Genomic DNA, 18,845 nt, shown 5'->3' on the forward strand with positions numbered 1-18,845 from the left:
ACTTCTGCCTGCTGGACGAACACCGCAGGCGCGAGGCGGTGGTACCTGCTGTTCGACAGCCTCGTGCTCTGTATGACATTGACGCCAAGCCCGCCCCATGCTCTCCTTATGCCTCGCGTTCAGGTGCCCCTCAGGGGGTGAAACGGGAAACCGGTGCGTCCCAGGCCCTTCAGCAGGGCCGGACAATGCCGGTGCTGCCCCCGCAACGGTAAGCGAGTGAAGCGTCTGTACCACTGTGCCTTGTAGTACGGCATGGGAAGGTGACGCGTTCCAGGAGCCCAGCTCTTCCTCGCAAGCCCGGAGACCGGCCTGACGTTCATGAACACCCCGCGGTGGGCGGGCGCTGTTGCATTCCCTTGGGCGGCCACGCCCGGGGCTGCCGCGCTCGCCCATTGCCCACAAGAAGCAGAGGACCGCGTCATGCCCGTCACCAGCGCCAAACAACACAGCCTTGCGACCCCCGTTACCCTCAGCCAGCGTGTAACCATCGCCATCGGTGCCAGCTTGCTGGGCCTGTGCCTGGTGTACTTTGCCGGTTTCTCGCACATCGAGGCCGTGCACAACGCCGCCCACGACACCCGCCACAGCGCCGCCTTCCCCTGCCACTGAGTACGCCTGATGATCACGCGCATTGCCCGTACTGCGGGCTTCAGCGGGCTTCTTGCAGCCCTGTTGCTGACCTTGCTGCAAAGCTTCTGGGTTGCCCCGCTGATTCTTGAGGCGGAAACCTACGAGTCCTCGGCCCCGGCCGCACACCACGAACACGGTAGCGAAGTGGTCGCTCATGAACACAGCGCCGAAGCCTGGTCGCCGGAAGACGGCTGGCAACGCGTGCTGTCCACCACAGGCGGCAATCTGGTGGTCGCGGTCGGCTTCGCCCTGATCCTCGCCGCCCTGTACAGCCTTCGCGAGCCCAAACGCGCCGCCACTGGCGCATTGTGGGGGTTGGCTGGCTTCGCCGTGTTCTGCCTGGCCCCAACCCTGGGCTTGCCACCAGAACTGCCAGGTACTGCAGCCGCCGACCTGGGGCAACGCCAGACCTGGTGGGTCGGTACAGCCAGTGCCACAGCGCTGGGCCTGGCCTTGCTGGTGTTCGCTCGCCACTGGCTGCTGAAGGCACTGGGCGCCGTGCTGCTGGTCATTCCTCATGTGATCGGTGCACCGCAACCTGAGGTGCACGAAAGCCTCGCCCCCGAAGCACTGGAAACCCAGTTCAAAGTAGCCTCCTGGCTGACCAACGCCGCCTTCTGGCTGGCCTTGGGCCTGCTCAGCGCCTGGCTGTTCCGCCGTTCCAGCCAGGCTTGATGCCTGCCTTCTACGCCGGTTTTGGCTGCCGCCGGGGTTGCCCGGCGGATACCTTGCAACGCTTGCTGTGCCAGGCACTGGACAACCAGGGCCTGGCGTTGGCCGACCTGCGCGGCATCGCAAGCATCAGCCTGAAGGCCGACGAACCGGGTTTGCAACAACTGGCAGAGCACCTCGGCTTGCCCTTGGTGCTGTACCATGGCGCGCAACTGCAACCCTATGAACCACTGCTCAGCCACCGTTCCGCCGCTGCCCACCAACACAGTGGCTGCTGGGGCGTCGCCGAGAGCGCGGCACTGGCCCTGGCCAGCCAGCGGCAGGGTACGGCCAGGTTGCTGCTGACGCGCCAGGTACTGGGCCCGGCGACGCTCGCCCTGGCCTGCTGAGCGTTTCGTACCCTCTTTCTTGCCAGGACTTAGCATGACCATCTACTTTATCGGTGCCGGCCCCGGCGACCCGGAACTGATCACGGTCAAGGGCCAACGGCTGATTCGTCAGTGCCCGGTGATCATTTATGCCGGTTCACTGGTACCCGCCGCCGTGCTCGAAGGCCACCAGGCCGAAACCGTGATCAACAGCGCCGAACTGCATCTGGAGCAGATCATCGCCGCCATGCGCAGCGCGCACGAACAAGGGCAGGATGTGGCGCGGGTGCACAGCGGCGACCCCAGCCTTTACGGTGCCATCGGTGAGCAGATCCGCCACCTGCAGGCGCTGGGCATCGATTACCAGATCATCCCCGGCGTTACCGCCACGGCAGCGAGCGCCGCCCTGCTCGGCTGTGAGCTGACCTTGCCTCAAGTGGCGCAGACGGTGATCCTCACCCGCTATGGCGACAGCTCGCCCATGCCGCCTGGTGAGCAGTTGGATGACCTGGCGCGCCATGGCAGCACACTGGCAATCCATCTGGGGGTCAAGCACCTGTCGCGCATTGTCGATGAGTTGGTGCCGCACTACGGCGCGAGCTGCCCGGTTGCGGTGGTGCATCGGGCCACCTGGCCAGACCAGGACTGGGTGCGCGGCAACCTCGGTGATATTGTCGAACGCGTAGCGGCCAAGGATTTCCGCCGCACGGCGCTGATCCTGGTAGGCCACGTACTGGGGGATACGCCGTTCGCCGAGTCGGCCTTGTACCGAGCCGGGCATGCCCACCTGTACCGTCCTGGCGACTGAGCATTGCCAGCCTTGCCTCGGGCATAGCAGACTCCGGGTTCCCGCCTGCGAACAGGAGCCATGCCCATGCTGGAGTTACGCCCCAACTGCGAGTGCTGTGATGCCGACCTGCCGGGTGACAGCCCCGACGCCCTGATCTGCTCCTTCGAATGCACGTTCTGCCGTGCCTGTGCCGAAACCCGCTTTCAAGGCCGCTGCCCGAATTGTACCGGGCAGTTGGTGGCCCGCCCGACGCGGGTCGGGCAGGCATTGACCAACAACCCTGCCTCCACACTGCGTATACACAAACCGCACGCTGCCTGCGCCTGAATAACTGCAAAGAACCGGCATCACCGCTGTTTCAGGGTGATGCCTTTCCTGTTTCTTGTAGGATTTCTCAACAATAAGTAATAGGGATTTCAACACTTCTATACTCGGCATTACCAAACCTCGGGAATGGTCGTATCGTGCAGCGCTTCCGATAACCCCACTTGCAGACGTATTCCTGAGTGTTCCAGGAAGCGGACCACATCCCTACAGGAGTTTTCCCCATGACAACCGTGCTGATCGTCGACGACCACCCTATTGTCCGGCTGTCCCTGCGCCTACTGCTCGAGCGCGAGCGCTTCCATGTCGTCGGCGAGGTCGGCAATGGCAGTGAAGTGGCTCAGGTAGCCCGTGAACTGCGCCCGGACGTGGTCATTCTCGACATCGGCCTGCCTGGCCTGGACGGTATGGAAGTCATCAAGCGATTGCAGAGCCTGGAGCCGGCACCGAAGATCATGGTGCTGACCGGCCAGGCCACCGATCTGTATGTGCGCCGCTGCCTGGATGCCGGGATAGGCGCCTTCGTCACCAAGGAAGAGGACCACGAGGCACTGCTGTTCGCTCTCAAGGCCCTGATCAAGGGTTATTCGACCTTTCCGCAAATGTCGGTCAACAGCAACTCACTGGAGAGCGAGCCAGTGCGCCTGGCCAGTCTCTCCAACCGGGAAATGGAGGTGCTGCGGCGCCTCGCGCGCGGCGAGAACAACAAGAACATCGGCACTTGCATGAACCTCAGCGCCAAGACCATCAGCACCTACCGGGGCCGTATCATGGAAAAGCTCAAGACCGAGTCGCTGGTGGAAATGGTCGACCTGGCCAAGCGTAACAACGTCTATTGAGCGCTCGGCTGCCATGAAACAGTTGCTGGCGAGCGTCCTTCTGGCTATTGCTCTAGCCAAGTCCCCGGTGCTGCAGGCCAGCAGCGAGCCACGCCATCTGCTGGCGCGCTCAATCAGCGCCTCTGCCCCGCTGACGTTGTCCAGCGATGATCGCCACTGGCTGAAACAACGCCAACACCTGGTACTGGGCAGTGCGCGCCCCGACTACCCCCCGTTTGAAATCAATGTGAGTCAGCATGACTATGAGGGGTTAAGCGCAGACTACGCCGGCATCATCGGCGAACAGCTTGACATACCTATTGAAGTTCGCCGCTTTAACAGCCGTCACGAGGCCATCACTGCCTTGCGTGATGGCCGTATTGACCTGCTGGGTAGCTCCAACGCCTTCGAAGCGGCGGACGCCCAGCTTAGCCTCAGCACCCCTTATGCCGACGACCTGCCCGTAATCGTCACCCGTGAGGGGCACAGCTTGAAAAGTACGCCCGACCTCGCCGGCCTGCGCCTGGCGATGGTCGATCACTACCTGCCGGCCGTCAGCGTTCGTACCCAGTACCCCAAGGCGCAACTGAGCCTGTACCGCTCGACCCTGGCCGGGCTCGCTGCCGTGGTGCTGGGCGAGGCAGACGCCTATCTGGGCGATGCCATCAGCACCGACTACATGATCGGCAAAAGTTTTCAGGGCACGTTGAAAATCGACCATTTCTCCCAACTGGCCCCAGAGGCTTTTGCCTTCGCCATCGCCAGCGACAACCCGCGCTTGCATCGGCTGGTGGACAAGGCGCTGTCACGCATAAGCGAAAGTGAACGTCTGAACATTCTGCGCCGCTGGAGCAGTGGTAATACCAGCCTGCTGCTGCAGCGCCACCTCACTGCCTTGAGCGAAGAAGAAGAATCCTGGATCACCGACCACCCCACTATCAGTGTACTGGTCAATACCTCGCTGGCACCTCTGACGTTCAACGATGCTCAACACCGCCCTAGCGGTATCACCCTGGACCTGCTCAAGCAGATCTCATTGCGCACGGGGCTGCAGTTCAAACCCGTCGAGAGTGCTTCATCGCAGGTCATGATCGACCGCCTGTTACACGGCGAGGCACAGATGATCGGGGCGCTGGGCTATGGCGCCGACCGTTTGAAGCAACTGCGCTACACCCGCCCCTACCTGGTCAGCCCGCGCGTGCTTGTCACCCGCAACGAAGGCGAATCATCTGCACAGTCCAAGGCCCTGGATGGCAAGCGCATCGCCTTGGTGCGCGGCTCACCGCAGCAGGCCGTTTTGCAACAGCGATACCCGCAGGCCGAGATAGTCGAAGTTGACAACCCACTCGGTCAGATGGAGGCCGTGGCCAACGGTGTTGCAGACGTAGCCCTGAGCAGCCATATCAATGCTACCTATTACATCAGCCATGTATTCAAGGAACGTTTGCGCATCGCCGGCGTGCTCGACGACGCCCCGGCCATTGCCGCCTTTGCCGTAGCCGCCGACCAGCCCCAGTTGCAGGCCATTCTCGACAAGGCGCTGCTAAGCATTCCACCTGAAGAACTCGACCAGCTGATCAACCGCTGGCGTACCAGCACACTGGTGAGCGACAGCCCATGGCGCGACTACCGCACCCTGGCCTTGCAGGTACTGGTGCTGTCGGCCCTGCTGCTGGCCGGGGTGGTGTTCTGGAACAGCTACCTGCGCAAGCTGATCAACCAGCGAACCGAGGCACAGCACGCGCTGCAGGCACAGCTTGCGCTCAGTCGCGGGCTGCTGGAGCAGTTACGCCAGGCCAAGGACGATGCCGAACAGGCCAGCCAGACCAAAAGCACCTTCCTGGCCACCATGAGCCATGAGATCCGGACCCCGATGAATGCCGTGATCGGTCTGCTGGAACTGGCCCTGGAAGATAGCCGCAGCGGCCGCAGCGACGCCCAGACCCTACAGACCGCCCATGATTCAGCCATTGGCCTGCTTGAGCTGATTGGCGATATTCTCGACATTTCCCGCATCGAGTCCGGGCACATCAGCCTACAGCCTGTGCCTACCAACTTGGTCGAACTGGTGCGCGCCACGCTGCGGGTGTTCGAAGGCAATGCCCGGGCCAAAGGGTTGCATCTGCACGGCGAGCTGCCTGCGGAGCCGGTATGGGTGCTGGCCGATCCACTGCGACTCAAGCAAATTCTGTCCAACCTGATCAGCAACGCCATCAAGTTCACCGACCGTGGTGAAGTGCAGGCATGCCTGCTGCTGCCCAAAGTTGCCGGCCAGGGCGTTCTGGCTATCGAGCTGAATGTGCGCGACACCGGCATCGGCATCAGCCCCGCCGACCAGGCGAGGCTGTTCAGTGCCTTCGTTCAGGCCGATGGCCCAAGGGCACGTCAGGGCGCAGGCCTGGGGTTGGTCATCAGCCGCACCCTGGCCGAACTGATGGGCGGCTCCTTGACCCTTCAGAGCGTCGAGGGCGTTGGCACCCGGGTACAAGTCAACCTGCAGTTGCCCGTCTGCGCAGCACCGACACAAGCGGAAGAGCAACTCACGACACATGAAACCAGCAGCGGCCCGCTCAATATCCTGGTGGTCGACGACTACCCGGCCAACCTGTTATTGCTGGAAAGGCAACTGCAAACCCTGGGGCACCATGTGACACTGGCGGAGAATGGCGAAATCGCCCTTGCGCGCTGGCAGGACGCGCGCTTCGACCTGGTGATCACCGATTGCAGCATGCCGGTCATGGACGGACATGAGCTCACCCGGCGCATTCGCAGCCTGGAGTGCGAGGGCGGCCTGCCGGCAGGCCGTATTCTTGGGGTGACCGCCAACGCCCAGGCCGAGGAGCGTACTCGCTGCCTGGCCAGTGGTATGGACGAATGCCTGTTCAAGCCGATTGGCCTGCGCACGCTCAAGGCCCATCTGCCACAGGTACGCCCTCAGCAGCCGTCACCGGGCCCCTGCCATAGTGGGTTCGACCTGGCCGAATTGCGCCACCTGACCCAAGACGACGAACAGTTGACGCGGCATTTGCTGGAGCAATTGTCGATCAGCGTCGGTGAAGACCTGGCCGCCCTGCGCGCCTTGGCAACAGACGCCCCTGATGACGCAGTGCGTGCCTTGGCCCACCGCATCAAGGGTGGCGCCAAAATGATCAGGGTGCGCACCGTGGTCAAAGACTGTGAAGCTATCGAACACGCCCACGCGAAAGGACTGCCGACCGCCGAACAACGCGCGCAATTGCAAGTCAGCCTGCAGGCACTGCTTGACGAGATGCGCGAGGCGCTCAATGCAATTGCAGCGTCGAGCTGATCTGGCTGATGGCATCCACGACGTGCCGTGAGCCTTGCTGGATTTCCATGATCACCGTGCCCGCCTCATTGGCCAGCGCCACGCCGTGACCGGTGCGGTTGAGGCTCGATTGCATACTGGCCACTGCCAATAGCGACAGGTCGTGGTTCTGCCGCACCACATCGACAATTTCCAGGGTGGCCTTGCTGGTTCGCGCGGCAAGGTTGCGCACCTCATCGGCCACCACGGCAAAGCCGCGCCCGTGCTCGCCGGCACGCGCTGCCTCGATGGCTGCATTAAGGGCCAACAGGTTGGTCTGGTCGGCGATGCCACGGATGGTCAGCACAATCTGCCCGATCACATCCGACTGCTTGTTTACCGCATCGATGCTGCGCGCTGCGTCGTTAAGCTCCTGGGAAATCTGCTCGATTACCTGTACTGCCTGCTGCACCACTTCGGTACCCTTGCGCGCGCAGGCATCGGTCTGCACCGAACTGGCATGGGCAGCATGGGCGGCGCTTTGCTGGGTGCAGACCTGCTGGGTGATGTCGCTGGCAAACTTGACCACTTTGCACAGGCGGCCTTTGCTGTCGAAGATCGGGTTGTAGGAGGCCTCCAGGAAAACGGTCTGGCCTTGCTTGTTGACGCGTTCGAAGCGGTGTGAATGGTACTCGCCACGGTTCAGAGAAGCCCAGAACTCACGGTACTGGGCCGATTCGCGTTCATGCGCCAGGCAGAACAACCCGTGGTGGCGGCCAACCACTTCATCGAGGCGGTAGCCCATGGTGTCGAGAAAATTCTGGTTGGCCTTGATCACCCGGCCTTGCGGGGTGAACTCGATCACCGCCATGGAGCGGCTGATGGCCTTGAGCAGGCTTTCGCTCTCGTGCTCCAGCATTACCCGCTGGGTGATGTCCGATGCCACCTTGATTACGCTGGTGACTTGCCGGTGCTCGTCCAGCACAGGCATGTAGCTGGCTTCCAGCCAGACCTCGCGCCCTGCCTTGTCGATGCGCTCGAACGTACCACTGATTGCCTTGCCCTGCCCCAACTCGCGCCACAGTTGCTGGTACTCGGCGCTTTTTGCATAGTCCGGCTCACAGAACAGCCGGTGGTGCTTGCCACGCAGCTCGTCGGCGCTGTAGCCCATGGCCTGGCAGAAACGCTCGTTAGCGTCGAGGATAGTACCGTCGGGGGCGAACTCGATCATCGCCATGGCACGGCTGATAGCAGCCAGTTTGCTTTGCGCATCGGCCAACGCCTGGCGGCTGCGCTGGATTTCTGCCAAATCAGACTTGCGATGGAAATCGAACATGACACGGGGCTCCCTATGCGCGGTTTTCTGAGCATAGATCGCCGTTTGCAAGTCGTGGCATTTGTGGCGCCTGATAGATCCAGCGCCGTTCGCGCGGCGCATCGCGAACAAGCTCGCTCTTACACCTACAGCGCCTGTCTTTAGGCAGGCCGGTTTCCTTGCGATCACTTGCAAGGCGAAAAATCCGCAGCGCCCGGGGAGCTCACCTTCCGGACTCCAGCATTAAGGGCGATGGTGTCTGCGTCTTTTTAAGCGGACGCGATCACCCTTGAGGCGTCAGTGATCATCGAGTTACCCATGGCCGAGCAAATGATCACGGTGAAATGGCCAGCCTCAGATCCCGAAGGCTGCTCGGTGCAGGCGGTGTGATCAGCATGCTGTAAACGCCGGCCATTTGGCCGCTCTACATGTCGTCGTCCAGTACCTGCTCTGGGACAATCGGCGGCATGACTTCCTTGCCCAACCTCGACCAGATGACCCCGGAACAGCTTCGTGCCTAGGTAGCACAGGCGTTGCAGTTGCAGTCTCAGGTCGAGGCGATGAGCAAGAAGATTCAGGCAGTTGCCGCGTAACCTAATTCGTCACGACCCTGAAAACACCCTGTGCGCCTGTGGCTACCGACTTCAACGCATTGGTGAAGACGTCAGCAAGAAGCTGGACTACACGCCGGGCGTATTTACCGTCGAGCAACATAAGCGTGGTAAGTAGGCCCGCCGTCAGTGCGAAACCCTAATTCATTCGCCAGTGCCAGCGCAGGTCATCGACAAAGGTATCCCGACCTAGAAACTTGCGATGGGCATGATCCGTATGCCTATCTCAAAGATGTGCTGACGCGGCTGCCCACGCAGTGGGCCAGTATGATCGGGCAACCGCTGCCTCACCAGTGGAGGCTGGCCTGATTCATCTATGCCTGCCCCATTGAAATTAGTTCATGGAACTACATCCAAACGCGAGCCTCGCCACTTGGCCAGCAGCCACCCTCCTTGGTTTTTGAAGTCAGCATCGAGGAGTACTAGGGATTGAATTCGATTTAATAGAAAGTGCCTGAAGTCCCTGCGAGATTCACACCATGCAGCTAGGATTTCCATATCTTCAAAATATCCAATTCCCAGCGGCCAAACGGTACGCTCCGTCTCTACGGATTTTTCACTCACATAGACTAAGCGAATTTTCGTCTCCAGCCGTATGGCATCGCGTAAGCACTTGGCGTCAAACCCATATGCACCACGAGATTGAGAGGATGCAGCGAATAATGGCGTCTTGAACAATCTACCAGCAACAGCTGATGGTAGTACCGCTTCTGCCTTTGACAATACGTCGAGCGCTGCTTGAGCCAACGACGCGTCAGGTTGCTGTGCTACCCAACGCATGCCAAGCATCAGTGCATCAAGCTCTTGCTCATTGAACATAAGAGGTGGGAGAACGAATCCTGGACGGAGTATGTAGCCGATACCAGCCTCACCCCGAATGTCGGCGCCTTGAGCCTGCAATGTAGCAATATCGCGATACACAGTGCGCAGACTTACTGACATCTCCTCCGCAAGCCTCTGTCCAGTCACTGGATGACGGCGCGCGCGCAGAATTTGTACGAGAGAAAGAAGTCGTTGAGTACGGGTCATGCGTCAATGCTGACATTTTTTGTCAGCAGAGTCGAATAGCATCTGAGCCTCAATGTTCGAGGATATTTCATGGCAAGCCCAAACCTATTCCTGTTGTACGTAGAAGACCCTCAGAAAAGCTGTGACTTTTATGAAAAGTTGCTTGAACGGAAGCCGCAGTCGGCATTCCCCAGTTATGTTTCGTTCTTGCTTGATAATGGTACGGCCTTGGGCCTCTGGTCGACCAATGCCAAGGATTACAAAAGCGGAGGTAGCGGTCATCGTACCGAGGTTGCCTTTCTGGTTGAGACGGAAACGCAGGTAGAAGATCTTCATCAAAAATGGACGGCTGAAGGCGTCCACATTGAGCAGGCGCTTCACCACGCAGTGTTTGGTCTGACATTCGTGGCACTCGATCCGGATGGCCATCGACTACGAGTGTGCATGCCTGATTGACTTGATTCTTGGCATGGATTCGAAAAATGTTCATGCCTCGCATTCCTTCAGTCATGCCAAAGCACGCGAAACTGACTCACGTGTACACTATGCGTCAGGTTCCGCTCTGCTGAGTGTTCGCCGGACGCTTACCAAAATCCATCCGTTAGCGCCCCCGTAGGAGCGGGTTCACCCGCGAACACCGGCACAGCCGGTGCCATGCCCCGCGTCGCCGGCTTCGCGGGTAAACCCGCTCCACATCTGTTTTGGGCCAATCATTCCTGTGGAAGTCGCGCGAGAAGGCCTTGGCGGGCACTCTCAGGTGCTCTCGCGCACCATCAACTCAAAGCCCAGATCCTGCTGCGCATTCGTCACCCGCTTGCCATCCAGCAACGCCAGCAGCGCTTGCGCTGCGCCCCGACCCACCGCAGCCCGTGGTGTACGAATCGAGGTCAGGCGCGGCACCATGTGCGCCGAGGCCGGCAAATCGTTGAAACCGACCATCGCCACCTGACGTGGCACCTCCACCCCTTGACGCAAGGCCTGCAGCACCGCGCCCTGGGCCAGGTCGTCGTTACAGAAGAAGATGCCGTCGACATCCGGCGCCTGCTGCATCAGCTGGCTGAACAGCGCGCTGCCCAGGGCAATCGACGATGGCTCCGGCGCCAACACTTCTAGCTCGGAGGCCTGCAAACCGGCCTCTGCCAGCGCCTGACGGAAGCCCTCGGCGCGCTGCATCACCCTTGGATCCAGCTGAGCGGCAATGAATGCCAGACGCTTGCGCCCGCGCTCGATCAGGTGCCGTGCAGCAGCACGTCCGGCCTGATGCTGCGAGAAGCCGACCGACAAAGCCCCTGGCTCGCCATTGAGCTCCATCATGTGCACACACGGCACGCCGCTGGCAGCCAGCATCTGCCGCGCAGCTTCGCTACGCTCGAAGCCGGTCAACAAAATGCCGCAGGGCTGATAGGCCAGGTAATTGCGGATCAGGTTCTCTTCTTCGGCGAGGTCGTAGTGATAGTTGCCGATCAGCACCTCGAGCCCACGCGGACGCATGACCTCGTGAATGGCCTCAAGGGTGTCGATGAACAGTTGGTTGGACAACGACGGGATCAATACCACCACCGACTGGCTGCGTGCCGAGGCCAACGCCCGGGCGGCCGGGTTGGCCACATAGCCGAGGCTCGCCGCCGCGGCGATGACCTTTTCCACCAGGGCGGGCGCAACCGTGCTGACCCCACGCAAAGCGCGCGAAGCGGTAATTGGGGAAACCCCAGAAAGCCTGGCAACTTCAGCCAGGGTGGGACGACCTGTAGTACGGGAGCCGATGCGGGACATGAATGTTGTAATTTTACTACTTGCAAGGATAGGGAACGGCCACTAAGGTAGCGCTGTCTCAGGATGCAGGCAATGTAATCTTTGGTAGCAGCCACCACGCGCTTGCCACCAGGCGTCCATACTGCGTAAGGACAAGACCAATAACACCGGGGAGGTGGCTGTTCGTCAATGGCGAGACAGCGCTATCTCACCCGCAGGAGGTACTGATGAATTCTCCCCTGTCCGCCATTGTGGTGATGGGCGTGGCCGGTTGCGGCAAAAGCTGCATCGGCGCCGCCATCGCTGCCAGAAGCGGCGGCCGCCTGATCGAAGGCGACGCTTTCCACCCTGCCGAAAACATCCGCAAGATGAGCGCTGGCATCCCGCTGGACGACAGCGACCGTGCCGGCTGGCTGGTCCGCCTTGGTGAAGAGTTGCAAACCACCACCCAGGCCGGGGAACGCCCGATCCTGACCTGCTCGGCACTCAAGCGCCGCTACCGCGATACCCTGCGCGATGCCATGCCCGGGCTGGTGTTCGTGTTCCTCGAACTGTCGCCTGCCGAGGCTGAAAAACGCGTGCTGGCTCGCCCAGGGCACTTCATGCCGGCCAGCCTCATCGACAGCCAGTTCGCTGCCCTGGAATCGCCACGCGGCGAACCACTGACACTTGCACTGGACGCCACCCAACCGATCGAAGCACTGGCCGAAGCGGTGGACCGCTGGCTAAAGCGCTGCGGTGAGTCGGGCCTGGCGCAAACCGCCTGACCTCGGCGGTTTTTCCGTCTCACCAAAGACAGCGCTACCCCGACCCGTAAAGCGGGCAAAGACTCCATAAAGCTACGCCCAAAACAACGATAAGACCGAGGCCTTCAAACCATGTTCGGACTGGCTACTGATACCTTCCTGCTACTCGACGCGCTGGTTACCATCGTCGGGCTGATCCTGCTGATCACCCACTTCAAGGTTCACCCCTTCGTCGCCCTCACCCTCGCGGCCGGCTTCCTGGGCCTGACCTCCGGCATGCCGGTGGCCAAGGTCATGAAATCGTTCCAGGACGGTTTTGGCGGCGTATTGGGCTTCGTCGGGATCGTGCTCGCCCTCGGCACCATGCTCGGCAAACTGATGGCCGACTCCGGCGGTGCCGACCAGATCGCGCAAACCCTCATCCGCGCCTTCGGCAAGAAGAACGTGCATTGGGCGATGATGTTCGCCGCCTTCCTGGTGGGCATCCCGCTGTTCTTCGAAATCGGCTTTGTGCTGCTGATTCCACTGGTGTTCATCGTCGCCCGGCGCTCAGGCGTCTCGCTGGTGAAAATCGGCATTCCGCTGCTGGCCGGCCTGTCGGTGGTGCACGGTCTGGTGCCACCACACCCGGGCCCCTTGCTGGCGATCGGCATTTTCCACGCTGACATTGGCAAAACCATCTTCTACGGCCTGCTCGTTGCACTGCCCACCGCGATCATCGCCGGTCCTCTGTTCGGTAACTTCATTTCCCGCTACATCCCGGGCAACCCGTCCCAGGAACTGATGGACCAGATCGCCAAGGATTCTGACCAGGGCAACCTGCCAAGCTTCAGCATCACACTGATCACCGTGCTGCTGCCGGTCGCGTTGATGCTGCTGAAAACGTTCGCCGACGTGGTGCTGCCTGCCGAGCACATCGTGCGCCAGTGGATGGACCTGATCGGCCACCCGATCACCGCCCTGCTCGCCGCCCTGCTGCTGGCCTTCTACACCTTCGGCTCGGCCCGCGGCTTCAATCGCCAACAGATCATGAAGATGCTCGACCAGAGCCTGGCACCGACTGCCGCCATCGTGCTGATCGTCGGCGCTGGCGGTGGCTTCAAGCAAATGCTGGTGGACACCGGTGTGGGTAGCGTGATTGGGCAAATGGCCGTGCAGGCGGAAATTTCGCCGATCATGCTGGCTTGGCTGGTGGCGGCGGTGATCCGCATCGCAACCGGCTCCGCCACGGTCGCCACCATTACCGGCGCGGGCATCGTGGCCCCGGTGATCGACCTGGTGCCGGGGGTGAACCGTGAGCTGTTGGTACTGGCCACCGGTGCCGGCTCGCTGATCCTGTCCCATGTGAACGACGCCGGCTTCTGGCTGGTGAAGCAGTACTTCAACATGACCGTTGCAGAAACCTTCAAAACCTGGAGCATGATGGAGACGATCCTGTCCATCGTCGGCATCATTTTCATCATGTTGCTGTCACTGGTGGTGTGACCGTTGATCGGGGTAATGGCACCTTCACGTTTCGGGTAAGGCCAAAGGGATGTATGAGCCCTACCCGTATAGCAAAGGAGCCTGCCATGCCCCGCTCAATCATCCTGTCGATCGCCCTGCTCACCTCGCCGCTGGCCTTTGCTGCCGGTACAGGTCCGACCTACCCCGACGACCCGCACAATACGGCGCCACAGCCGGGCGTGGACAGCACCCTCAACCCGATCGAGAAGCCCTTGCCGCGGGACACCGACCCGCGCATACAGGGCAATGACCCGCAAAGCCCGCCGGCGCAGCAGCATGACAACCGCGATCTGCCGGGGATGGATGGCAGTAGGTCGGAAGGTACCGGGCGGCAAGGAGAAGGCAGCACGGGCACAGGTAACCCCTGACAACCCTGCCTGTACTACCACTGACGTTTGTCAGGCCGGGTCAGTCCCAGCTTCTCGATCCGGTAACGCAGCATATCCCGCGACAACCCAAGCATCCGTGCCGACTTGGTCACGTTCCAGTCGGTACGGTCCAGGGTCTTGCAGACAAGGTCACGCTCCATGTCAGGCAGACTTGTACCCGGCTCTGGTTCGTGCCGCGGCATTTCAAACATGGCCGCCATCGGCTGTTGCGCCAACGGCTCGTCAACCAAGGTCATGCACAGGTTCAACTGATGCGCCTGCACGACCTCGTTCGGCGCCAGCAACACGGTCTGCTCCAGCATGTTGCGCAATTCTCGTACATTGCCAGGCCAGCTATAACCGAGCATCAGGCTTTCGGCCTCGGCCGAAAAGCGCAGGTTCGGCTTGCCATAACGGCGGCTATGGTGGGCAAGGAAATGCCGCGCCAATAGCAGTATGTCCTGCCCACGCGAATACAGGCGCGGCACCTTCAGGGCGATAATGCGCAGGCGGAAGAACAGGTCACGGCGGAATTTGCCCTGCTGCACCATTTGTTCCAGGTTACAGTTGGTGGCGCTGATCACCCGCAGATCGACCTTGCGTTCCTTCACAGCACCAATCCGGCGGATGCTGCGGTCTTCCAGCAACTTGAGCAATTTGGCCTGTAGCACCAGGTCCATTTCGCCGATCTCGTCAAGGAACAAGGTGCCGCCATCGGCAGCCTCCACCAGCCCCACCCGGCGCTCCTTGGCATCGGTGAAAGCGCCCTTCTCATGACCAAACAGTTCGGCCTCAAGCAGGTTGGCAGGGATCGAAGCGCAATTGAACTCGATGAACGGCCCTTTGCTGCGCGAACCATCAAAATGCAGGGCACGAGCCACCAGCTCCTTGCCAGTACCGGTCTCGCCTTCGATCAGCACCGGTGGCAGGTCGTCACTGGCCATGCGCCGCTCGGCATCGAGCACCTGGCGCAGGGTGTGCTTGAGGGTGAGCATCACCGGCGACTCGCCGATCAATGCCTGCAACCCGGACTTCTGCGCCTCGCGTTCCTGGTAGAACGACAGCGTGCGCTCCATACGCTCGGTTGCCAGGGCCTTGTCCAGGGTCAGCTTGAGCTCGGCCAGTACCACCGGTTTGGTCAGGTAATGAAAGGCGCCCTCCTTCATCGCCTGCACGGCATCTTCGACATTGCCGTAGCCGGTCATCATGATCACCTTCAGGTCCGGTGCCTGGGCCACCAGGGTACGCAGCAGGTCATGCCCGCTCATGCCTGGCAGCGAGTTGTCGGTCAGCACCGCGTCAGGTTGCGCCCGCTTGATCTGCTCCAGCGCCAGTTCCGCGCTGTGGCACACGATGACATCGTAGCCCTTGAGGCTGAGGTAAGTGCGAATGTTGTCGGCAAGGATTTCATCATCCTCGACGACCAGGATGCTGTGCTCCATGTTCCCCTCCCGCTGCAATATTGAATGTAAGGCTGACGCGGGTTCCTTCCTCTTCGCGGCTGCGAAGGCTGACCGAGCCGCCAAAACGTTCCATGATGCGCTTGACCAGGGCCAGCCCCACGCCAAGGCCACCCTGTTTGGTCGTGAAGAACGGCTTGAACACCATCCGTTCCTGCTGTTGGCTCATGCCTTTGCCCGTGTCGGTCAGCACGAACTCGGCGCGCAGGCCTTCTTGCACATTGACCTGGGCATTGAGCATCCCGCCAGCGGGCATGGCCTCCAGGGCATTGGAAAACAGGCTGTTGAGAATCTGCGTGAGCTGCAGCGGCTGGCTGACCACCCACTGCACGTCAGGCCCTTCGAAATGGAAGCGCACGCCGTTGCGTTCGATCTGCTGGGCGAAGGCCAGGTGGGTGTCTTCGATGGCCGCCACCAGATCCACGGCCTCGGGTTCTTCACTGGACGGACGCAACGACACCAGCAGGTCGCGCACCCAACGCGACATGCGGTCGACCTGGCTGATGATGTCAGTGATGTTCTTCTGCGCAGCAGGGTTGGCGGTTTCCTGGGCAAGTTCGGCGCTGGAGAGGATATTGGCCAGCGGGTTGCGCATGCTGTGAGCCACTGCCGAAGACATCTCACCCAGCGCCACATAGGTTTCGCTTGCCACCAGCCGCTCCTGCTGCAGGTGCAGCATGTGCGCCGCACGGCGCACGATCCAGAACAGCCCGAAGTAAATTAACGCGCCACCTACCAGAGTCGAGGCCCAGATCAGCAAATAGCCGCGCTGGATGCGCCGGATCAGATCCTGCGGTTCCTTGTAGATTTCCACCATGGCCAGTACCTGCTCACCCTGGCTATCGAACAGCGGGATGTAGTTCTCGATAAACAGGTAGCGTGGTTCGCGCTGGAACTTCTGCTCTTCGCGATCATCCGCAACCTTGTGATAGCTGGCCGACACCGCCTTGCGCGAGCGGAAGGCGCGCTCAAGATCACCATCAACTTCTATCCGCTTGCCAATCAGCTCTGCGTTGGTGGACCAGACAATGGTGCGGTCGCGGGCATAAACGTTGGCCAGCAAGGTGTCCGGCAGGTGCTCGACATGATCGAGGAACTCGACCCGGGTCGACTCGGCCAAGGCCGGGGTGAACTGCCGATGCTGCAGGTCCAGTCGCGGGTCCAGCAACTCGCCCATGGTGGTGCCAGGCGGTAATTGCGAATGACGCACTTCGGCCTGGGCCATTGCCTGAATGAACTGCGCGGTGAGCATGGCATCGCGCTCTACACTGTCGCGCACCACGAAGCGCGTCGAAACGTACCCCAGCCCACCTGCCACCGAGGTAATGATCAACAGGCTGATAACCGAGAACCAGCGCAGCAAGTTGAATTCACGCAAAGGTAAGACCCGTCCGCTGGCGGTCGCACTGACCTTGTCGGGCGCTTCGTTTTCCAGCATCTGCATCGCGTGGTTCCCGCGCTGGGCGTACGTTCAGAACTGCATCAAGGCCAATGGCAGTAGCCACTGGGTAGCAATCCACCCGGGCAGTCGCAGCTGCCATTTGTAGCGTATTGCGCTTCACACATTTCACTGCAAAAACTTAGCCAGCAGAATATGAAAAACTAAAACTGTTATTTTTTAGTAGGTTACAAGTACTTATTAATCCCAATCAGAAGGATATCCCCCACAACTGGGGCATTTTCACCCACAAAAAGTTAATTTCTTTAATATCAATATCTTACAACACTTAAGTAATGTCGTTTGACGAGTTCAAGCCAGTCGAAAACTTAACGAGACCCTCGTGCCATGGCCCTCGCTGCTGCTGAGCCGAACCGCACCGCCGAAGCGTTCCATGATGCGTTTCACCAGCACCAGCCCCACCCCCAGCCCACCCTGTTTGGTGGTGAAGAATGGCCGGAAGGCCATGCGCTGCTGCGCGTCGTTCATGCCCTTGCCATTGTCGGACAGGCGCAAGGTCAGGCTGCGTCGGTTATGACGCACCACTTCGATACGCAACCGCCCGCCCTGCTCCATCGCCTCCAGGGCATTGGCGATCAGGCTACTGAATACCTGGCGCAGCAATACCGGGTGCCCCAACACCTGCACGCTCGGTAACGGTTGCAAGTCCAGGCTTACTCCACCGCGCGCCAGCGGCACAGCGTAGGTCTGCAGGCTTTCCTGCAACGCCTGCGGCAAGTCCACCGCCAATGCCTCGTCGTTCAGCGGGCGCAGTGACTGCAGCATCTGGCGGATCCACTGCGACATCCGGTCGACCTGGCTGATGATATCGTTGACCTGGCGTTGCGCCGGGCCTTCGTCGAACGCCTGTGCCAGTTCGGCACTTGAGCGGATACTGGCCAGCGGGTTGCGCAGGCTATGGGCCACCGCCGACGACACCTCACCCAGTGCCACGTAGGTTTCGCTGTTGATCAGCCGCTTCTGCTGCACCGCCAGCAGCCGGGCGGCGCGGTGCATGATGCCGTAAAGGCCGACATAGACCAGTGCAGCGCCGACGGTGATGGCCAACCAGATCAGGATCAGGCCATGCTCGATGCGTGCGATCAGGTCATGGGGTTCTTTATAGATCTCGACCATCGCTGTGACCTGCTCGCCATCGGCATCGAACAGCGGAATGTAGTTCTCGATCAATAGCTGCTTGGGCGGGGTGATGAACTTCTGCTCGGAGCGGGCATGTTCGAAACTGTGGTAGCTGGCCGAAACGCGCATCTTGTACTCGAAAGCCCGATTCAGGTCTTCATCGCCTTCGATCAACTGGCCGATCAGTGCCGGGTTGCTGGACCAGATCACAGTGCGGTCCAAGGCATAAATATTGGCCAGCAGCATATCGGGCAGGTGAGCGATATGGTCAAGAAACTCGCCGCGGGCCTTGCGCCGGGCATCCGGGTCGACGTCGGGCAAGTTATTGCGGTCGGTGCGCGGATCGAGCAGTTCGCCCATGGTACGCACATTGGGGATCGACACATGGCGCACTTCGGCATCGGCGATGGAGGTGATGAACTGTGCGGTGAGTAACGCGTCACGCTCGACGCTCTCGTCGATGATGAAGCGGCTGGAAATCAGCCCCAGCCCGGCAGCCACCGAGAGAATGATGGCTAGACTGACCCAGGCATACCAGCGCAGAAGGTTGAATGGCCTGCGCGGGGCGGCCAACTCGCTACCGGCAGGCACGTCAATAGTGTCGGAACGAGGGGCGACGTCCATAACGGACACC

The 18,845-nt window shown here is 60.8% G+C and carries 18 protein-coding genes, 2 pseudogenes and 1 riboswitch; of the genes and pseudogenes, 13 read left to right on the forward strand and 7 right to left on the reverse strand.

Going from position 1 to position 18,845, the window contains the following annotated elements; translation table 11 throughout:
* The first annotated feature begins 104 nt into the window (after positions 1–104).
* Positions 105–328, forward strand: a riboswitch (cobalamin riboswitch).
* 92 nt (positions 329–420) lie between these two features.
* From ACF8EF_RS11250 to ACF8EF_RS11280, 7 genes are all read left to right on the forward strand, one after another.
* Positions 421–609 carry a CbtB domain-containing protein gene (locus ACF8EF_RS11250; RefSeq protein ID WP_176683443.1) on the forward strand — a complete coding sequence of 63 codons (189 nt, stop codon included), beginning with the start codon at positions 421–423 and terminating at the stop codon, positions 607–609.
* A 9-nt stretch (positions 610–618) separates the two neighbouring features.
* Entirely contained in the window at positions 619–1,305 is a 687-nt protein-coding gene (locus ACF8EF_RS11255) for a CbtA family protein (RefSeq protein ID WP_176683442.1), read from the forward strand.
* The gene (locus tag ACF8EF_RS11260; RefSeq protein ID WP_176683441.1) at positions 1,305–1,691 is read left to right on the forward strand and encodes a cobalamin biosynthesis protein; all 387 of its coding nucleotides are present in this window, start codon (positions 1,305–1,307) and stop codon (positions 1,689–1,691) included. The genes ACF8EF_RS11255 and ACF8EF_RS11260 overlap by 1 nt, the downstream gene beginning before the upstream one ends.
* Before the next feature lie 34 nt (positions 1,692–1,725).
* Positions 1,726–2,478 (forward strand): precorrin-4 C(11)-methyltransferase, encoded by a 753-nt coding sequence (gene cobM / locus ACF8EF_RS11265; RefSeq protein WP_176683440.1) that lies wholly within the window; start codon positions 1,726–1,728, stop codon positions 2,476–2,478.
* A 66-nt stretch (positions 2,479–2,544) separates the two neighbouring features.
* Positions 2,545–2,787 carry a DUF1272 domain-containing protein gene (locus ACF8EF_RS11270; protein WP_176683439.1) on the forward strand — a complete coding sequence of 81 codons (243 nt, stop codon included), beginning with the start codon at positions 2,545–2,547 and terminating at the stop codon, positions 2,785–2,787.
* 221 nt (positions 2,788–3,008) lie between these two features.
* The gene (locus ACF8EF_RS11275; RefSeq protein WP_176683438.1) at positions 3,009–3,623 is read left to right on the forward strand and encodes a response regulator transcription factor; all 615 of its coding nucleotides are present in this window, start codon (positions 3,009–3,011) and stop codon (positions 3,621–3,623) included.
* A 13-nt stretch (positions 3,624–3,636) separates the two neighbouring features.
* Entirely contained in the window at positions 3,637–6,909 is a 3,273-nt protein-coding gene (locus ACF8EF_RS11280; protein ID WP_339533492.1) for a transporter substrate-binding domain-containing protein, read from the forward strand.
* Here the strand turns inward: ACF8EF_RS11280 and ACF8EF_RS11285 are convergent.
* A complete protein-coding gene (locus tag ACF8EF_RS11285; protein ID WP_373604740.1) occupies positions 6,884–7,378 on the reverse strand; it encodes a methyl-accepting chemotaxis protein in 495 nt (164 codons plus the stop codon). The genes ACF8EF_RS11280 and ACF8EF_RS11285 overlap by 26 nt on opposite strands.
* A gap of 42 nt (positions 7,379–7,420) precedes the next feature.
* Positions 7,421–8,305 (reverse strand): annotated as a pseudogene (locus ACF8EF_RS11290) (PAS domain-containing protein); the annotation flags it as partial.
* Positions 8,306–8,649: 344 nt separating this feature from the next.
* On the opposite strand from ACF8EF_RS11290, the pseudogene ACF8EF_RS11295 reads away from it, so the two are divergent.
* Both ACF8EF_RS11295 and ACF8EF_RS11300 read left to right on the forward strand, forming a co-directional pair.
* Positions 8,650–8,983 (forward strand): annotated as a pseudogene (locus tag ACF8EF_RS11295) (IS66 family transposase zinc-finger binding domain-containing protein); the annotation flags it as partial.
* Positions 8,923–9,102, forward strand: a complete 180-nt coding sequence (locus tag ACF8EF_RS11300) for a transposase domain-containing protein (protein WP_392461153.1) — start codon at positions 8,923–8,925, stop codon at positions 9,100–9,102. The pseudogene ACF8EF_RS11295 and the gene ACF8EF_RS11300, both read left to right, overlap by 61 nt.
* Before the next feature lie 30 nt (positions 9,103–9,132).
* Here ACF8EF_RS11300 and ACF8EF_RS11305 read toward each other — a convergent pair whose 3' ends face one another.
* Positions 9,133–9,822 carry a YafY family protein gene (locus ACF8EF_RS11305; RefSeq protein WP_209965614.1) on the reverse strand — a complete coding sequence of 230 codons (690 nt, stop codon included), beginning with the start codon at positions 9,820–9,822 and terminating at the stop codon, positions 9,133–9,135.
* A gap of 69 nt (positions 9,823–9,891) precedes the next feature.
* Here ACF8EF_RS11305 and ACF8EF_RS11310 point away from each other — a divergent pair, with 69 nt between their 5' ends.
* Positions 9,892–10,257, forward strand: coding sequence for a VOC family protein (locus tag ACF8EF_RS11310; protein ID WP_176683419.1), 366 nt, complete (start codon positions 9,892–9,894; stop codon positions 10,255–10,257).
* 297 nt (positions 10,258–10,554) lie between these two features.
* Here the strand turns inward: ACF8EF_RS11310 and ACF8EF_RS11315 are convergent, their stop codons facing one another.
* Positions 10,555–11,574: a LacI family DNA-binding transcriptional regulator gene (locus ACF8EF_RS11315; RefSeq protein WP_392461154.1), complete on the reverse strand. Its 1,020-nt coding sequence runs from the start codon at positions 11,572–11,574 to the stop codon at positions 10,555–10,557.
* A 206-nt stretch (positions 11,575–11,780) separates the two neighbouring features.
* Between ACF8EF_RS11315 and ACF8EF_RS11320 the strand changes: the two genes are divergently transcribed.
* From ACF8EF_RS11320 to ACF8EF_RS11330, 3 genes are all read left to right on the forward strand, one after another.
* The gene (locus tag ACF8EF_RS11320) at positions 11,781–12,320 is read left to right on the forward strand and encodes a gluconokinase (RefSeq protein ID WP_176683417.1); all 540 of its coding nucleotides are present in this window, start codon (positions 11,781–11,783) and stop codon (positions 12,318–12,320) included.
* A gap of 111 nt (positions 12,321–12,431) precedes the next feature.
* A complete protein-coding gene (locus tag ACF8EF_RS11325; RefSeq protein WP_176683416.1) occupies positions 12,432–13,784 on the forward strand; it encodes a GntP family permease in 1,353 nt (450 codons plus the stop codon).
* Positions 13,785–13,870: 86 nt separating this feature from the next.
* The gene (locus ACF8EF_RS11330) at positions 13,871–14,173 is read left to right on the forward strand and encodes a hypothetical protein (RefSeq protein WP_176683415.1); all 303 of its coding nucleotides are present in this window, start codon (positions 13,871–13,873) and stop codon (positions 14,171–14,173) included.
* 14 nt (positions 14,174–14,187) lie between these two features.
* Here ACF8EF_RS11330 and ACF8EF_RS11335 read toward each other — a convergent pair whose 3' ends face one another.
* From ACF8EF_RS11335 to ACF8EF_RS11345, 3 genes are all read right to left on the reverse strand, one after another.
* Positions 14,188–15,615 (reverse strand): sigma-54 dependent transcriptional regulator, encoded by a 1,428-nt coding sequence (locus ACF8EF_RS11335; protein ID WP_176683414.1) that lies wholly within the window; start codon positions 15,613–15,615, stop codon positions 14,188–14,190.
* Entirely contained in the window at positions 15,584–17,077 is a 1,494-nt protein-coding gene (locus ACF8EF_RS11340) for a sensor histidine kinase (RefSeq protein ID WP_392461155.1), read from the reverse strand. Before ACF8EF_RS11340 ends, ACF8EF_RS11335 begins: the two co-directional genes overlap by 32 nt.
* A gap of 306 nt (positions 17,078–17,383) precedes the next feature.
* Complete coding sequence (locus ACF8EF_RS11345; RefSeq protein WP_176683412.1) at positions 17,384–18,835, reverse strand: HAMP domain-containing sensor histidine kinase; 1,452 nt, start codon at positions 18,833–18,835, stop codon at positions 17,384–17,386.
* Positions 18,836–18,845 lie beyond the last annotated feature (10 nt).

The sequence above is a fragment of the Pseudomonas sp. zjy_15 genome, from assembly GCF_043101865.1.
In the GTDB taxonomy this organism is placed as follows: domain Bacteria; phylum Pseudomonadota; class Gammaproteobacteria; order Pseudomonadales; family Pseudomonadaceae; genus Aquipseudomonas; species Aquipseudomonas putida_Y.

Coding starts and splice junctions, on each gene's coding strand:
- ACF8EF_RS11305 (WP_209965614.1), bottom strand. CDS start 9,822: ATGACCCGTACTCAACGACTTCTTTCTCTCGTACAAATTCTGCGCGCG.
- ACF8EF_RS11310 (WP_176683419.1), top strand. CDS start 9,892: ATGGCAAGCCCAAACCTATTCCTGTTGTACGTAGAAGACCCTCAGAAA.
- ACF8EF_RS11255 (WP_176683442.1), top strand. CDS start 619: ATGATCACGCGCATTGCCCGTACTGCGGGCTTCAGCGGGCTTCTTGCA.
- ACF8EF_RS11330 (WP_176683415.1), top strand. CDS start 13,871: ATGCCCCGCTCAATCATCCTGTCGATCGCCCTGCTCACCTCGCCGCTG.
- ACF8EF_RS11320 (WP_176683417.1), top strand. CDS start 11,781: ATGAATTCTCCCCTGTCCGCCATTGTGGTGATGGGCGTGGCCGGTTGC.
- ACF8EF_RS11325 (WP_176683416.1), top strand. CDS start 12,432: ATGTTCGGACTGGCTACTGATACCTTCCTGCTACTCGACGCGCTGGTT.
- ACF8EF_RS11260 (WP_176683441.1), top strand. CDS start 1,305: ATGCCTGCCTTCTACGCCGGTTTTGGCTGCCGCCGGGGTTGCCCGGCG.
- ACF8EF_RS11270 (WP_176683439.1), top strand. CDS start 2,545: ATGCTGGAGTTACGCCCCAACTGCGAGTGCTGTGATGCCGACCTGCCG.
- ACF8EF_RS11280 (WP_339533492.1), top strand. CDS start 3,637: ATGAAACAGTTGCTGGCGAGCGTCCTTCTGGCTATTGCTCTAGCCAAG.
- ACF8EF_RS11275 (WP_176683438.1), top strand. CDS start 3,009: ATGACAACCGTGCTGATCGTCGACGACCACCCTATTGTCCGGCTGTCC.
- ACF8EF_RS11250 (WP_176683443.1), top strand. CDS start 421: ATGCCCGTCACCAGCGCCAAACAACACAGCCTTGCGACCCCCGTTACC.
- ACF8EF_RS11335 (WP_176683414.1), bottom strand. CDS start 15,615: ATGGAGCACAGCATCCTGGTCGTCGAGGATGATGAAATCCTTGCCGAC.
- ACF8EF_RS11315 (WP_392461154.1), bottom strand. CDS start 11,574: ATGTCCCGCATCGGCTCCCGTACTACAGGTCGTCCCACCCTGGCTGAA.
- ACF8EF_RS11340 (WP_392461155.1), bottom strand. CDS start 17,077: ATGCAGATGCTGGAAAACGAAGCGCCCGACAAGGTCAGTGCGACCGCC.
- ACF8EF_RS11345 (WP_176683412.1), bottom strand. CDS start 18,835: ATGGACGTCGCCCCTCGTTCCGACACTATTGACGTGCCTGCCGGTAGC.
- cobM (WP_176683440.1), top strand. CDS start 1,726: ATGACCATCTACTTTATCGGTGCCGGCCCCGGCGACCCGGAACTGATC.